The 16,455-nt window shown below is 43.3% G+C and carries 7 protein-coding genes, 2 tRNA genes and 2 rRNA genes; 9 read left to right on the top strand and 2 right to left on the bottom strand.

The features are described 5' to 3' along the window. Window positions 1-70: 70 nt before the first annotated feature. Window positions 71-3,565: a PAS domain-containing hybrid sensor histidine kinase/response regulator gene (locus F959_RS15405; protein ID WP_162098234.1), complete on the bottom strand. Its 3,495-nt coding sequence runs from the start codon at window positions 3,563-3,565 to the stop codon at window positions 71-73. 185 nt (window positions 3,566-3,750) lie between these two features. On the opposite strand from F959_RS15405, the gene F959_RS15400 reads away from it, so the two are divergent. Further along, complete coding sequence (locus F959_RS15400; RefSeq protein WP_004881955.1) at window positions 3,751-4,083, top strand: DUF485 domain-containing protein; 333 nt, start codon at window positions 3,751-3,753, stop codon at window positions 4,081-4,083. A gap of 1 nt (window position 4,084) precedes the next feature. Continuing rightward, window positions 4,085-5,800 (top strand): cation acetate symporter, encoded by a 1,716-nt coding sequence (locus tag F959_RS15395; protein ID WP_007478632.1) that lies wholly within the window; start codon window positions 4,085-4,087, stop codon window positions 5,798-5,800. A gap of 48 nt (window positions 5,801-5,848) precedes the next feature. Here F959_RS15395 and F959_RS15390 read toward each other — a convergent pair whose 3' ends face one another. Beyond that, a complete protein-coding gene (locus F959_RS15390; protein WP_004881951.1) occupies window positions 5,849-7,057 on the bottom strand; it encodes an oxygenase MpaB family protein in 1,209 nt (402 codons plus the stop codon). 85 nt (window positions 7,058-7,142) lie between these two features. Between F959_RS15390 and F959_RS15385 the strand changes: the two genes are divergently transcribed. The 7 genes from F959_RS15385 to F959_RS15355 all read left to right on the top strand — a co-directional run bounded on the left by F959_RS15385 (window position 7,143) and on the right by F959_RS15355 (window position 16,373). Then, window positions 7,143-7,739: a TetR/AcrR family transcriptional regulator gene (locus F959_RS15385; protein WP_004881948.1), complete on the top strand. Its 597-nt coding sequence runs from the start codon at window positions 7,143-7,145 to the stop codon at window positions 7,737-7,739. Window positions 7,740-7,792: 53 nt separating this feature from the next. After that, the gene (locus F959_RS15380) at window positions 7,793-8,491 is read left to right on the top strand and encodes an ion channel (RefSeq protein ID WP_004881945.1); all 699 of its coding nucleotides are present in this window, start codon (window positions 7,793-7,795) and stop codon (window positions 8,489-8,491) included. Window positions 8,492-8,643: 152 nt separating this feature from the next. Continuing rightward, window positions 8,644-10,620 (top strand): BCCT family transporter, encoded by a 1,977-nt coding sequence (locus F959_RS15375; protein WP_029424896.1) that lies wholly within the window; start codon window positions 8,644-8,646, stop codon window positions 10,618-10,620. A 712-nt stretch (window positions 10,621-11,332) separates the two neighbouring features. Beyond that, window positions 11,333-12,869 (top strand): 16S ribosomal RNA (locus F959_RS15370). Between the two features lie 59 nt (window positions 12,870-12,928). Continuing rightward, window positions 12,929-13,005 (top strand) — tRNA-Ile (locus F959_RS15365). 71 nt (window positions 13,006-13,076) lie between these two features. Further along, window positions 13,077-13,152, top strand: a tRNA-Ala gene (locus tag F959_RS15360). A gap of 329 nt (window positions 13,153-13,481) precedes the next feature. Next, a 23S ribosomal RNA gene (locus F959_RS15355) occupies window positions 13,482-16,373 on the top strand. The 16S and 23S rRNA genes sit together here with 2 tRNA genes alongside, the layout of an rRNA operon. Window positions 16,374-16,455: the final 82 nt, after the last annotated feature.

The following is a 16,455-nucleotide window of genomic DNA, read 5'->3' as shown; positions in this document are numbered from 1 at the left end:
GGTCAATTTTATATCAAATAAAGTGCCTTTTTCTGAACAGTTTTGCCTATTTAACAAAATAATTTGCTACTTAAGACATTGGCATGATTTTTAAGCCTGACAACCATGCACGCAAGCCAGCGGGTTTCAGTGGTTTTTTCAGTAAAACGATATTCTGTTGCTTCAAACGTTGCGGCAACTCAGGATCAGAATCAGCTGTAATTAAAGCCACAGGAATATTGGCAGTTCGATATTGTTCAATAAAATCGAGCCCACGTTGTTCATTATTCAAGTGCTGGTCAATGAGCCAGACTTGAATATCATTTTCTTGAATCAATTTGAGGGCTTCATCTGGCTCTGTTGCCGTGAAAATTTGGTAGCCCCATTTACTCAGTAGCGTCCGCATACCTTCCAAAATCGTTTCGTCATTATCCAAACACAACACTTTATATGCTGTATGTTGCAGTGCGGTCATGGTTGGCGTAATAGTTTCAATTTGAGGTGCTGCTGTGAGAGGCACTTCAATCATGAAGCATGAGCCTTTGCCAAGTTCAGAATAAACATGCACAGGAAAATCAAGCAGACTGGTCATACGCTGCACGATGGCAAGACCCAAACCAAGCCCTTGCTCGCCCCAAGGTGATGTATGTCCACAACGTTCAAATTCTTGGAAGAGTTTGACGCGTTGTTGTTCATTGATTCCTGGCCCTGTATCCCAGACACCGATTCGAATATGATTTGGACGTTGTGCTGAGCGAAGCACCCCAACGACGACACGTCCCTGAGCGGTATAACGCAATGCATTGCTAACAAAGTTCTGGATAATCCGTCGCATCCATTGAGGATCGGTATCTACCCAAAATTGAGTGTCATGGACTTTAAGTTGTATATCGCGTTGAGCTGCAATAGATTTGAATTGAAGTTCCAGATCACTGAGTAGATCATGTAGTGAATAAGGCTGACGCTTCGGTTGAATCGTACCACCTTCTAAGCGTGCAATATCGAGCAGGGCAGAGAGCATGCTTTCTGCACCATATAAGGCACGATCTAATTGCTGTAAAGTTTGTTGATCTTCGGGACTTTCAACACTTTGTTCCAATGCCGTACTAAACAAGCGAGCAGCATGCATAGGTTGAAGTAGATCGTGGCTGGCTGCGGCCAAAAAGCGACTTTTTGATTGATTGGCTTTGTCTGCTTGTTCCAAGGCAAGCTGCTGTTCAGTCAATGCATCGGCTAACTGGCGTGTACGATCACTCACTCTTTCTTCGAGAATGGCTTCATTTTCACGGAAAGCCGTAATATCAGCAAATGTAGTGACAAAGCCACCGCCTTCAATGGGATTTCCGCGCATTTGAATCACTAGGCCATCTTTACGAATACGTTCGAATTCATGGGCACTTCCTACTTTCATCCAATGGATACGTTTACGCACATGTTCTTCAACAGGGCCGGGGCCACATTCTCCACGTTCCGCGTTATAGCGAATCAAATCAGCAATTGGACAGCCGACATAAACCAAATCCTTTGGATAATCAAAAAGTTTAAGGTATTGATTATTCCACGCGACCAAACACATATTTTTATCGACCACACTCACCCCTTGGGTCATGTGGTCAATCATGGTCATCAATAAATTTTGATTAAAGCGCTGCCATTGAGATGCTTGGTCTAGAATGTTGGCGACTTGTCCTAAAGCAAGTCCATTATTGATCAAGGCTGTGGTCAGTAAGGTACGTGCTGAAGCTGCACCGATAATCCCCGCGAGATATTGTTCGGTAAAACGCCACCACATCCCATTCGCCACATGATTTTCATTGAGTACGACATGATTTTGTTCACAAAATTGCTGGAATGCTTGGGTGGTTGGTCGGTCACCTGTGATTCGCTTCGCCAATGCCAATAGATCACCTACTTTGAGACGCGCTGCGTTGTGGTGTAAATCGGTCAAATCTGTAGAGGTTTTGGCAGAAGGAAGGGGTTTGCTTTCATAATAGAAAAAGCTTTCAGCCTGTATCTGCTCTGCCACACTTGGGCGATAAAGGCGAGAAACCCAAATATAGGATGCGATATTTAATCCAAGTGACCATAAAACTCCATGAGTTAGTGGTGCAAAAGACTCAAAGCCAAGTATGGCTTCAGGGCGTAGACTATTAATATCAAATGGGCCAAATAACAAAATATGCTGAGCAAAGTCTTGGTAATGATCAGGTAGGCTGCGCAATACAGTTGGGAATAAGAGTGTATAGCTCCACATCAAAAAGCCAATGATTAAACCCGCATAAACTCCCTGACGACTTGCCCCACGCCAATATAAACCACCGATTAACGCAGGTGAAAATTGTGCAACAGCACTAAAGGCCAATAAACCAAATACAGAAAGTTGGTTGATATCATTGAAGAAATGGAAAAATAAGAATCCTAACAGCATCACGCTGACAATGCTGATGCGTCGAGTTAGCTTTAGTACTCTTGGTAAATGTTGATCTTGGCGTGAAATGATTTTAAAGCGCCAAAGTGCAGGCATGATCAAGTCATTACTGAGCATGATTGATAAGGCAACCGAGGCCACCAATAGCATTCCTGTAGATGCTGAAAAACCACCTAAAAATGCCAATAAAGCTAACCATTCTTGTTCATAGCTCAGCGGTAGAGCAAGTACTGCAATGTCTGGTGTACCAAGGGATTCAGGTAAAGAATGCAGTGCCCAACTTGCGATTGGGATAATGGCAATAATGGTTAAAATCAAATAAACCGCAAACCAGCGACGTGCACCACGAATATGTTTTTCATCTCTTAATTCCACCACAGCTACATGGAACTGGCGTGGTAAACAAATCATGGCTAATGCGGCTAAAAGCGTTTGAATCCAGAAAGTTTCAGGTACGCCAAGCTCCTGTAAATCATGAAAATGCTGACTGACATCGGTGCTGACTTGTTTAATATTTTCAGGTGATTGTAATAAGAAAAAACCAGCAACACAGAGCAAAGCAAATAACTTAACAAAGGATTCAAATGCCACAGCAAGCATTAAGCCGCCATGTTGTTCGGTGTGGGCAATATGACGTGTTCCGAATATCATTGCCAAAATCGCGAGCAGAGCAGTGAGCAGTAATACGCTATTTGTGGTTGTCGTCACATGCGCATTTTGTTCGAGAATGACGGATGCACTGAGCGCAATCGCACGCAACTGCAAAGCAAGATAAGGAATAATGGCGATGACGGCCAAAATTGTGACCAGTGCGGCGAGGCTACCACTTTTGCCGTAACGGGCAGCGACAAAATCTGCAATTGAGGAAATTGCATGATATTGCCGAATACGCCCGAGACGTTTCCAAATATCGTAACCAAACCAAATAAAAAGTAATGGGCCGAGATAAATTGGCAGAAAAATCACGCCTTCACGAACTGCTGCGCCTGTTGCGCCGTAAAAAGTCCATGATGAGCAATATACGCCTAAAGTTAAACTGAACAGCAGCATTCGACCGCGCATACTCAATCGACTTGCATGTTTTTCTCCAAAAAATGCACAGCCGAATAGCACCACGATATATATGGCAAGAACCCCAATAATAAGCCAGCTATTCATATTGCCCACGTGATCAAATTCCATTTTTTATCATACCCGATACACAGGTACTGAGATGAGTAGAGATTTGCATTTAGAGACCAAAGTCTAAGTTACGAGTCAAGCTAATTCTTGTTAATTTGGATAATGAAAAATCCCATTTGAAAAAGGGGTCCATGGTTGGACACAAAAATAAGGAGTTGGTTATGGATGATTCACAGGTAGATCGAATTCTACATAATCCAAAGTTTCAAGAGATGGTTAGCAAGAAGCGTACATTAAGTTGGACATTAACAGCAATTATGTTGGTTATCTACGTCGGCTTCATGCTTTTGGTTGGCTATAACAAAGAGTTTTTAGCAAGCTCATTTAGCGGTGGTGTGACGACATGGGGTATGCCTCTTGGTTTAGGTATTATCGTGTTGTCTTTCGTGTTGTGTGGTGTGTATTCATATATCGCTAACAATAAACTCGATCAGTTAAATGAAGATGCCCTCAAGGAAGTTGAGGCGATCACACATGAAAAAGGGATGCACTGAGATGAAAGGGACATCATTTAAAGCGACATTACTCGCGCTCGTAGGCCTACTCAGTTCCAGTCTTGCTTTTGCTGGCCCAGATTTAGGTGCAGCAGAACAGCAAGCAACCAACTGGCATGCGATTATCATGTTTACGATCTTTGTCGGTTTCACATTGTTCATTACTAAATGGGCAGCGAAACAAACGCAATCGACTCAAGATTTCTATACTGCTGGTGGTGGTATCAGTGGTTTCCAAAATGGTTTGGCGATTGCGGGTGACTATATGTCAGCAGCATCCTTCCTCGGTATTTCTGCTTTGGTGTTTAGCTCAGGCTTTGATGGCTTGCTCTATTCACTTGGTTTCATGGTGGGTTGGCCGATCGTTCTATTCTTAGTTGCAGAACGTTTACGTAACCTAGGGAAATACAACCTTTCAGATGTTGTGTCTTTCCGCTTAGAGGAAAAACCTGTTCGTACACTTGCTGCATTAAGTTCATTAGTGGTTGTTGCATTCTATTTGATCGCTCAAATGGTAGGTGCAGGTCAGCTAATCAAACTATTGTTTGGTTTGAACTATAACATCGCTGTCGTAATCGTGGGTTTACTCATGATGGCTTACGTGATGTTCGGTGGTATGTTAGCGACAACTTGGGTGCAAATTATTAAAGCTGTGCTATTACTCAGTGGTGCAACTTTCATGGCATTCATGGTGATGAAAGCAGTTGGCTTTAGCTTTACCAATATGTTCAACCAAGCCATTGGTGCTTATGGTCAAGCGCATAGCTTAAGCTGGGAAGAGGCGGCTCATATCATGGGGCCGGGTAAATTGGCAGCCAATCCAATTGATGCATTATCGCTTGGTCTTGCATTGATGTTCGGTACAGCAGGTTTACCACATATCTTAATGCGTTTCTTTACTGTTAAAGATGCAAAAGAAGCACGTAAATCCGTTGTTGTAGCAACAGGTTTCATTGGTTACTTCTATCTTTTAACGTTCATTATCGGTTTTGGTGCGATCTTATTTGTTGCAAACAACCCTCAATTCCTTGATGTAGCGAAAGCGGCTATGACAGGTAAGTTAGAGTTAGTTGGTGGTAACAACATGGCTGCGGTTCACTTAAGTGATGCTGTTGGTGGCGACCTGTTCATGGGCTTCATTTCAGCAGTTGCTTTCGCGACGATCCTTGCCGTTGTTGCTGGTTTAACACTTTCAGGCGCTTCTGCGATTTCACATGACCTTTATGCAAACGTATTCAAGAAAGGGAAAACGACACCTGAATCTGAATTACGTATGTCTAAAATTGCAACTTTAGGTTTGGCGATTTTTGCAATGATCCTCGGGATCCTGTTTGAAAAGCAAAACGTTGCGTTCATGGTTGGTTTAGCATTCTCAGTGGCTTGTTGTGCAAACTTCCCAGTTCTTGTGTTATCAATGTTCTGGAAAGGTTTGACGACTCGCGGTGCAGTGATTGGTGGTGTGGTTGGTTTACTTGGTGCAGTGATCTTAATTATCCTTTCTAAAGCAGTTTGGGTAGATACATTAGCGATTTCTGAATCTGCACCTAACCCATTCAATGGCCCAGCATTATTTGCAATGCCATTATCATTCTTCTGCTGTTGGTTCTTCTCTGTAACTGATAAATCAGCACGTGCAGAAAAAGAACGTAAAGCATTTGACGCTCAGTTCGTGCGTTCAATGACAGGTATCGGCGCTTCTGGTGCATCTGACCACTAAGCTCAACGATTCAAAAAAGCCCTCATGAACTGAGGGCTTTTTTATGTTTTATTGATGCATACTGGCAAGTTTTTGACCTTGATTGCGATACAAAGACAATCCCATTTTCTGTAAATTTCGACCTTTCTCTTCAAGGAAATGATTTAATTTCGGAAGATATTTTGCACCGCTATATAAAGTTAAATTCCGACAAATCAGATAATAGGCAAACCATGACGCTGATTGTGGTGCCAAGCCTAAGTTTTTCATTTTCTTACGACCTATAAAAAACTGGGTAATTTCTAAATGCTGTCGATAAGCCAATTGCTGCTGAAAGCCTCTTAAATAACGATATTTACGTTCAAAAGGCTCTTTCGATAAGCTAGAACCCAATGAAATACTGCTTTCATCCGATTTAGGATGGGCAAACTGCATCCAATAAATCAGCTTCCAGCCTTCAGACTCTTTATCGACGAGCCATTTTTCTTCAACGCCCATCAGCCAACCTGCATATTTCCAAAAGTGTAGGAAACTTTCGACTTCTTGTTGTGTCGGAAAAATACCTAGTGCACGAATGCCAAGTAACACGACTCCACTAAATGCAATATTGGTCATGGCTTGATCATATTGATTGATCGGCAAACCCCAAGTCTCAGCATCCCATTTCTCAGATTTTTTAAGCTGATGGCGGACTAGAGAATGAATAAAGCGAACAAAAATAGTTGAGGTAAAACCTTTACTAAAACGTTCGAAGCCATCTGGTTCAGTAATATCAACCCACCATTTGGTTGTTTCGGCGAGACGTGTTCCAGCTTGCTTTTTTAAGGCGCCTGTCAATACCAAAGGTTGATTAAAACCTGGATACATGTAGCCCGTCATGAGTGATAAGTCTCGAAGGATAAAACCATTATTTGCGCCTAAGCGATAAGTAAATTTAATGGCCTCATCGATTTTGCTTTGCTCATACCAGTGTGGTTTTGCTTCAATCATCCTGAAAAACCGAGCAAGTTCTGGGATCTCATGTGGAAGTTGATCAATACCTTCATAAAGAGCTATTTCAAAATATTTACGATGCTCTCGAGGATTCTGCATGACCCATTGCATGACTTGATCCATGGGTTTATCACCACTTTGTAAAGCATTATTCAATGCTAAATATTCGTCATAGCTGGGCTGCACATCTTGATCAATCATATAGCGCAAGATCTTGGTTTTGAGATTGGATTGAATCATTTCTTCAAATGAAGCTAAACGTGTCGGTTTGTTGATGCTTTGCATTGCATAACACCTTTGCTTGTTATTTAATCAAAGCTTAATATGAATAATTATTCGCATTCAATTCGCATTTATTTTGAGGTTGGAAATGAGAAAAAGACCGCAACAACAGCGTGCAAAAATGATTGTAGAAAGTATTTTAGAGGGAACACAAAAATGTATTTCTGAAAATGGGGTATTACAACTGACTACACCAAAAATATCTGAAAAATCAGGTGTTAGTGTGGGTTCTATTTACCAATATTTCGAAAATAAAGAGCAAATTGTTGCTGAACTATTACTAAGAAAAAGTGAAGATTTGGGGCAGGCACTTAAACAGTTGGTCATGCTACAACAACATGCAACTATTCAAGACATTATCACATTGAGTATTGCATTTGGCTTTGAATCGTTAAAGTCAGATCATGGTTTCTTTATCGAAATCTTGAAGAATTGGCATGCTTATAGTGATTCTGAGGCGGCCCAAGTTTTAGAAAGACATTTTTTAGAAATAGGCATGTATTTATTTGGTCGTTATTATCCGCAATGGGACTTTGAAACACTAAAACATAAATCTTTTGTGATCATTAATAGTACTTTATTTACCATGATGCGTTATGCCAGTAAAAATACTTTTTTGATCGAAGAGCAACGATTACAACAAGAACTTTCCACGATGATTGTGACATTTTTAGATGCAACATAATTGAGTAGATCAGAAACAGATGTGATGCGCCGTGATAAATAAAGGACAATAACATGCAAACTTTACGACAATTTTGGAATGCTTTTCGTTTGCTACCATCTGCTTGGCTGCTCATGGTCCAATTAGCCTTACTCATTTTTAGCACCGTGACGTATGACGATAATCAATATAAAGCGTTGACATGGTCACTGGGTGTTTTAGCCTTGTTAATTATTGCAAAAGTTATTCGCCAGTCGCCAGTTTTTACTTTTTGGGGACTGTTTTTTGTGAGTGGGGCATTTGTATTTTCGATTCTTATTTTTATTGGTTTTGATAGTCAAATTGTTCAAATTACAGCACATAGTTTTGAAGCACTCGCTTATTTCTATGCGGCTTATGGGTTGATTCGTTATATGTTTGCAGATCGTTATCTGACAAAGGATGAGTTGTTTGCTGCTGGTGCGGTCTTTACTTTGATCGCATGGGCATTTGCCTTTCTTTATAGTATTTGTCAGATTGTCATTCCTAATAGTTTCCAAAATCCAAATCAGCCACAAGAACTACAGCGATGGTTAGATTTATTATTTCTCAGCTTTAGTTTGCAGTCAGCGACAGGACTTTCTGATGTCATGCCAATTAGTCCTGCGGCTCGCGGAATTACCATGCTGCAAATGTTTGGTGGGGTAATGTATTTCGCAGTTATTGTTTCAAGATTAATTGCCTTGCAATACATTCCGCATGTTTTGAATAGGTCGACAAAAGAGAAAAATTAGCTTTTGTTACAGCATTACAACTGCTTTATTTTTCACATTTTTTATACTATTGAACGAGTTTTGCGTGTTCTGAACTCGCTTTTATTCACATTGTGAATGCCTTATTTGACGTTAAAGTCTGTCGATTATCATTACAAAAACATGGGGGAATCATGCCTTCCAAAACAATATCCTCGTTGTCGAATGTCAACAGGAACGTATTCTTTAGTACAGTACTGATTATTGCAATGTTCTTGGTCTTTGCAATTGTCGCACCTCATCTATTTGAAACATTAACCTCTCAAGCTAAACAGTGGATTACGGATTCTTTTAGTTGGTTCTATATTCTCTGTGTTGCTATTTTCCTTGTGCTTCTCGTCTACATCGCCTGTTCTTCCAGCGGAAATATTAAGTTAGGCCCTGATCATAGTCAGCCTGAGTACGGGAATGGTTCGTGGTTCGCGATGTTATTTACAGCGGGTATGGGCGTCGGTCTGATGTTCTTTGGTGTGGCAGAGCCTGTCATGCATTATGTAACCCCACCGAATAGTGACCCTGAAACCGTAGCCGCAGCCAAAGAAGCTTTACGTATTACGCTCTTCCACTGGGGCGTACATGCTTGGGCTGTATATGCGTTGGTTGGTTTATCACTTGCTTATTTTGCCTATCGTCATAACTTACCTTTGAAAACGCGTTCTGCGTTATATCCAATTATTGGTAAACGTATTTATGGTCGATGGGGTGATGCAATTGATACCTTTGCGACCGTAGGTACCATATTTGGTGTTGCGACCTCACTCGGCTTCGGTGTTCTGCAAGTCAATGCTGGATTAAATTACTTATTCGGTATTGAACAAAGTGTTCCCACTCAAATTGGATTGATTATTTTTGTCAGTATTTTGGCTGGACTCTCTGTTTTCGCAGGTCTTGATAAGGGCGTAAAACGTTTATCAGAACTGAATCTAATTCTTGCTGTACTTTTAGTCGTTTTTGTTTTCTTGGCAGGTCCAACGATTCATCTATTACGCACAACAGTAGAGAATACAGGGCAATATTTATCTAATCTTTTTGTGATGACGTTCAATTTGCAAGCCTACGATTCAACAGGTTGGATTGGTGGTTGGACAGTATTCTACTGGTCGTGGTGGATTGCATGGTCTCCATTTGTTGGGATGTTCATTGCTAGAGTTTCTCGTGGTCGAACAGTTCGAGAATTCATTCTCGGTGTCATTTTGATTCCAACAGGCTTCACGATTGTATGGATGGGATTCTGGGGAAATGCTGCACTATTTAGCATTATGCAAGAAAATAATATTGCTTTAATGGAAATGGTGCAGAAGGATTCGTCAGTAGCACTTTTTGAGTTTTTAAATCATTTACCATTCTCAGGTCTCATGAGTATGGTGGCTGCCATTCTAGTGCTTTTATTCTTTGTGACTTCTGCTGACTCTGGTGCTTTGGTTGTTAATTATTTAACTGCTAACACTGAAGATACGCCTGCATGGCAACGTGTATTTTGGGTAGTTTTAATTGCTGCATTGACAGTGTGCTTATTATTAGTCGGTGGTTTGGCAACTTTACAAGCGTCTATGTTGGTTAGTGCTCTGCCTTTTGCCTTAATTATGATGTTGATGGGGTGGGGACTATTAAAAGCCTTAAATCTGGATGCAACTAAAGCCAGAATGTTGAATGAGGCCCGCACTACGCCTAGAGCGATCAATAATCCAAGAAGTTGGCAACAACGTTTAGGATTGATCATGCACTATCCTCACACTGAAGAGGAAGTGAAGGTTTATATTGATACTCAAGTCAGAAAGGCTTTTGAAAGTATCCAACGGGAGTTCAAGCGCCGTCATCTTGAAGTGGATATTCAAAATACTGAACAAGGTTTGCAGTTACGTGTTGACCATCACCATGAGATTAACTTTATCTATACGGTATATGCACATGAAACAGTGCCACCAAGTTTTATGTTAGGACAAGGCGATGCGGATGAGGCTCAATATTATCAAGCAGAAGTTTTCTTAAGAGAAGGTGGACAAAACTATGATGTGATGGATTGGACACAAGAAGATTTGATTCAAGACATTATTGATCAGTATGAACGTCATCTTTACTTCTTAAATATTGTAAGAGGCACGGCTTCTTAACAGAAGACTCTAATTGAAATATTGAAAACAACGGTTTTGGGTTTCTCAAAACCGTTGTTTTTATTTAGGAGATTAGCTTTTTAACATGTGGAGAATGCCTGAAATATTTTTTAGCCCAATGGTTTGTTTAAAATAAGAACTAGAAATAAAGATAAAGCAGTTTTATTGCTTATAATAAAAACATATTTTAAATAAAATTGAATAATTACAATTGCTTATATGATTTTATGCTGCTTTTAAGATGGTTGATAAATTTTAAACCATATAAATCAGTGGATTAGAGTTACTTGAGTTTAAAAATAAAACAACCAAATAATTTAAATTTCAAAAGTGCTTGCAACGGCAGTCAAATACTGTAGAATGCACATCCATCGGCGGTGATGCAGATAAAAACTTGTTGATAAACAAGGATTTGGCTAGATTGGTTAGATTCTTGGGTTGGTTGATAAGTTTATAAAATATCTAAATTACCTGTTGACTTTGAAGAAATTTAGAGTAATATAGCCGACCTAGCTTGATGGTGGCGAACCATTGAGAAGATCATTAAGAGAATAGAAGAACAACTTGTGTGGATTTTTACTAGTTGATCAATCGATATATATTATCATTGATAATTGGTAGAAATTTCTCGAAGTTTATTTGAGCAAATTTTTTGTCAGTAATTGATGAGCCAGAATTAGCACCTTGTCTTAACTAAGGTGCAAAATGATTTTAACTGAAGAGTTTGATCATGGCTCAGATTGAACGCTGGCGGCAGGCTTAACACATGCAAGTCGAGCGGGGAAAGGTAGCTTGCTACTGGACCTAGCGGCGGACGGGTGAGTAATGCTTAGGAATCTGCCTATTAGTGGGGGACAACATTCCGAAAGGAATGCTAATACCGCATACGTCCTACGGGAGAAAGCAGGGGACCTTCGGGCCTTGCGCTAATAGATGAGCCTAAGTCGGATTAGCTAGTTGGTGGGGTAAAGGCCTACCAAGGCGACGATCTGTAGCGGGTCTGAGAGGATGATCCGCCACACTGGGACTGAGACACGGCCCAGACTCCTACGGGAGGCAGCAGTGGGGAATATTGGACAATGGGGGGAACCCTGATCCAGCCATGCCGCGTGTGTGAAGAAGGCCTTATGGTTGTAAAGCACTTTAAGCGAGGAGGAGGCTACTAGTATTAATACTACTGGATAGTGGACGTTACTCGCAGAATAAGCACCGGCTAACTCTGTGCCAGCAGCCGCGGTAATACAGAGGGTGCGAGCGTTAATCGGATTTACTGGGCGTAAAGCGTGCGTAGGCGGCCATTTAAGTCAAATGTGAAATCCCCGAGCTTAACTTGGGAATTGCATTCGATACTGGATGGCTAGAGTATGGGAGAGGATGGTAGAATTCCAGGTGTAGCGGTGAAATGCGTAGAGATCTGGAGGAATACCGATGGCGAAGGCAGCCATCTGGCCTAATACTGACGCTGAGGTACGAAAGCATGGGGAGCAAACAGGATTAGATACCCTGGTAGTCCATGCCGTAAACGATGTCTACTAGCCGTTGGGGCCTTTGAGGCTTTAGTGGCGCAGCTAACGCGATAAGTAGACCGCCTGGGGAGTACGGTCGCAAGACTAAAACTCAAATGAATTGACGGGGGCCCGCACAAGCGGTGGAGCATGTGGTTTAATTCGATGCAACGCGAAGAACCTTACCTGGCCTTGACATACTAGAAACTTTCCAGAGATGGATTGGTGCCTTCGGGAATCTAGATACAGGTGCTGCATGGCTGTCGTCAGATCGTGTCGTGAGATGTTGGGTTAAGTCCCGCAACGAGCGCAACCCTTTTCCTTACTTGCCAGCATTTCGGATGGGAACTTTAAGGATACTGCCAGTGACAAACTGGAGGAAGGCGGGGACGACGTCAAGTCATCATGGCCCTTACGGCCAGGGCTACACACGTGCTACAATGGTCGGTACAAAGGGTTGCTACCTAGCGATAGGATGCTAATCTCAAAAAGCCGATCGTAGTCCGGATTGGAGTCTGCAACTCGACTCCATGAAGTCGGAATCGCTAGTAATCGCGGATCAGAATGCCGCGGTGAATACGTTCCCGGGCCTTGTACACACCGCCCGTCACACCATGGGAGTTTGTTGCACCAGAAGTAGGTAGTCTAACCGCAAGGAGGACGCTTACCACGGTGTGGCCGATGACTGGGGTGAAGTCGTAACAAGGTAGCCGTAGGGGAACCTGCGGCTGGATCACCTCCTTAACGAAAGATTGGTGACTGGTAAGAATCCACAACAAGTTGTTCTTCGAAGATGTATCTGAGGGTCTGTAGCTCAGTTGGTTAGAGCACACGCTTGATAAGCGTGGGGTCACAAGTTCAAGTCTTGTCAGACCCACCACTACTGACGAAGTGATAAATAATCACAAGCTGCTAGATGAGAAGATATGTCGTTCATTATGATTGTAAGCTGGGGACTTAGCTTAGTTGGTAGAGCGCCTGCTTTGCACGCAGGAGGTCAGGAGTTCGACTCTCCTAGTCTCCACCACGTACTTTACGGAGTACGGGCTAAAGATTACAGAACTTAGTAAGTTGAAAGCTTATTAACTTCTGTGATTTATCACAGTTTACTACGCACCGACGAGGTGGTAGTTAATCATTAACAGATTAGTAGAATTGAGTCTGAAATAAATTGTTCACTCAATTCATTCGAAAGAATGAAATTGAGAACTAGCAAAAACACTGAATCAAGCGTTTTGGTATATGAATTTAGATTGAAGCTGTATGGTGATTAAGTTCACAGACAACGAATAGTAGCAATTAAGTTTGCAACGGTAACACTCACTTGTATGTGTTAACGACTGTTTGGGGTTGTATAGTCAAGTAATTAAGTGCATGTGGTGGATGCCTTGGCAGTCAGAGGCGATGAAAGACGTGATAGCCTGCGAAAAGCTCCGGGGAGGCGGCAAATATCCTTTGATCCGGAGATTTCTGAATGGGGGAACCCACCCGCTATAAGGCGGGTATCAATAACTGAATACATAGGTTATTGAAGCGAACGAGGGGAAGTGAAACATCTCAGTACCCTTAGGAAAAGAAATCAATTGAGATTCCCTTAGTAGCGGCGAGCGAACGGGGAGCAGCCCATTAAGTTGTGTGTGTTCTAGTGGAACGCTCTGGGAAGTGCGAACGTAGAGGGTGATATTCCCGTACACGAAAGGGCACACACAATGATGACGAGTAGGGCGAGGCACGTGAAACCTTGTCTGAATATGGGGGGACCATCCTCCAAGGCTAAATACTCCTGACTGACCGATAGTGAACCAGTACCGTGAGGGAAAGGCGAAAAGAACCCCTGTGAGGGGAGTGAAATAGATCCTGAAACCGCATGCATACAAGCAGTGGGAGCACCTTCGTGGTGTGACTGCGTACCTTTTGTATAATGGGTCAGCGACTTACATTCAGTAGCAAGGTTAACCGAATAGGGGAGCCGTAGAGAAATCGAGTCTTAATAGGGCGTTTAGTTGCTGGGTGTAGACCCGAAACCAGGCGATCTATCCATGAGCAGGTTGAAGGTTGGGTAACACTAACTGGAGGACCGAACCCACTGTCGTTGAAAAGCCAGGGGATGACTTGTGGATAGGGGTGAAAGGCTAATCAAGCCTGGTGATAGCTGGTTCTCCCCGAAAGCTATTTAGGTAGCGCCTCGGACGAATACCATTGGGGGTAGAGCACTGTTTCGGCTAGGGGGTCATCCCGACTTACCAAACCGATGCAAACTCCGAATACCAATGAGTACTATCCGGGAGACAGACTGCGGGTGCTAACGTCCGTAGTCAAGAGGAAAACAATCCAGACCGCCAGCTAAGGCCCCAAAATCATAGTTAAGTGGGAAACGATGTGGGAAGGCATAGACAGCTAGGAGGTTGGCTTAGAAGCAGCCACCCTTTAAAGAAAGCGTAATAGCTCACTAGTCGAGTCGGCCTGCGCGGAAGATGTAACGGGGCTAAAACTATGTGCCGAAGCTGCGGATGTATACTTAGTATACGTGGTAGGGGAGCGTTCTGTAAGCCGATGAAGGTGTATTGAGAAGTATGCTGGAGGTATCAGAAGTGCGAATGCTGACGTGAGTAACGACAAAACGGGTGAAAAACCCGTTCGCTGAAAGACCAAGGGTTCCAGTCCAACGTTAATCGGGGCTGGGGGAGTCGACCCCTAAGGCGAGGCCGAGAGGCGTAGTCGATGGGAAATTGGTTAATATTCCAATACTTCTGTGTAATGCGATGAGAGGACGGAGAAGGTTAAGTCAGCCTGGCGTTGGTTGTCCAGGTGGAAGACAGTAGGCATGCATCTTAGGCAAATCCGGGGTGCTCTATGCTGAGAGTCGATAGCAAGCTGTACTTGTACAGTGAAGTGGCTGATACCATGCTTCCAGGAAAAGTCTCTAAGCTTCAGTTACACAGGAATCGTACCCGAAACCGACACAGGTGGTCAGGTCGAGTAGACCAAAGCGCTTGAGAGAACTCTGCTGAAGGAACTAGGCAAAATGGTACCGTAACTTCGGGAGAAGGTACGCTGCTGACGGTGATGGGACTTGCTCCCTGAGCGGTTGGCAGCCGCAGAAACCAGGCCGCTGCAACTGTTTATTAAAAACATAGCACTCTGCAAACACGAAAGTGGACGTATAGGGTGTGATGCCTGCCCGGTGCTGGAAGGTTAATTGATGGGGTTAGCGTAAGCGAAGCTCTTGATCGAAGCCCCAGTAAACGGCGGCCGTAACTATAACGGTCCTAAGGTAGCGAAATTCCTTGTCGGGTAAGTTCCGACCTGCACGAATGGCATAATGATGGCGGCGCTGTCTCCAGCAGAGGCTCAGTGAAATCGAAATCGCTGTGAAGATGCAGTGTACCCGCGGCTAGACGGAAAGACCCCGTGAACCTTTACTGCAGCTTGACATTGAACTTTGACCTTACTTGTGTAGGATAGGTGGGAGGCTTTGAAGTTGGAACGCTAGTTCCAATGGAGCCGTCCTTGAAATACCACCCTGGTAATGTTGAGGTTCTAACTCTGCCCCGTAATCCGGGGCGAGGACCATGTCTGGTGGGTAGTTTGACTGGGGCGGTCTCCTCCTAAAGAGTAACGGAGGAGTACGAAGGTGCGCTCAGCGTGGTCGGAAATCACGCGTAGAGTATAAAGGCAAAAGCGCGCTTAACTGCGAGACCCACAAGTCGAGCAGGTACGAAAGTAGGTCTTAGTGATCCGGTGGTTCTGTATGGAAGGGCCATCGCTCAACGGATAAAAGGTACTCTGGGGATAACAGGCTGATACCGCCCAAGAGTTCATATCGACGGCGGTGTTTGGCACCTCGATGTCGGCTCATCTCATCCTGGGGCTGAAGCAGGTCCCAAGGGTATGGCTGTTCGCCATTTAAAGAGGTACGCGAGCTGGGTTTAGAACGTCGTGAGACAGTTCGGTCCCTATCTACCGTGGGCGCTGGAAATTTGAGAGGATCTGCTCCTAGTACGAGAGGACCAGAGTGGACGAACCTCTGGTGTACCGGTTGTGACGCCAGTCGCATCGCCGGGTAGCTATGTTCGGAAGGGATAACCGCTGAAAGCATCTAAGCGGGAAGCCTACCTCAAGATAAGATTTCCCTAGGAATTTATTCCTCTAAAGAGCCGTTCGAGACTAGGACGTTGATAGGTTGGGTGTGGAAGTACGGTGACGTATGAAGCTGACCAATACTAATTGCTCGTGAGGCTTGACTATACAACACCCAAACAGTTGTTGTATTCAAGATAAATTCAATACATAACTTGATTTAGTGAAGAAACTAGTTACAATACAGACC

The sequence above is a fragment of the Acinetobacter venetianus RAG-1 = CIP 110063 genome (assembly GCF_000368585.1).
Classification (GTDB): domain Bacteria; phylum Pseudomonadota; class Gammaproteobacteria; order Pseudomonadales; family Moraxellaceae; genus Acinetobacter; species Acinetobacter venetianus.
This window is presented reverse-complemented; position numbering and strand designations above follow the sequence as displayed.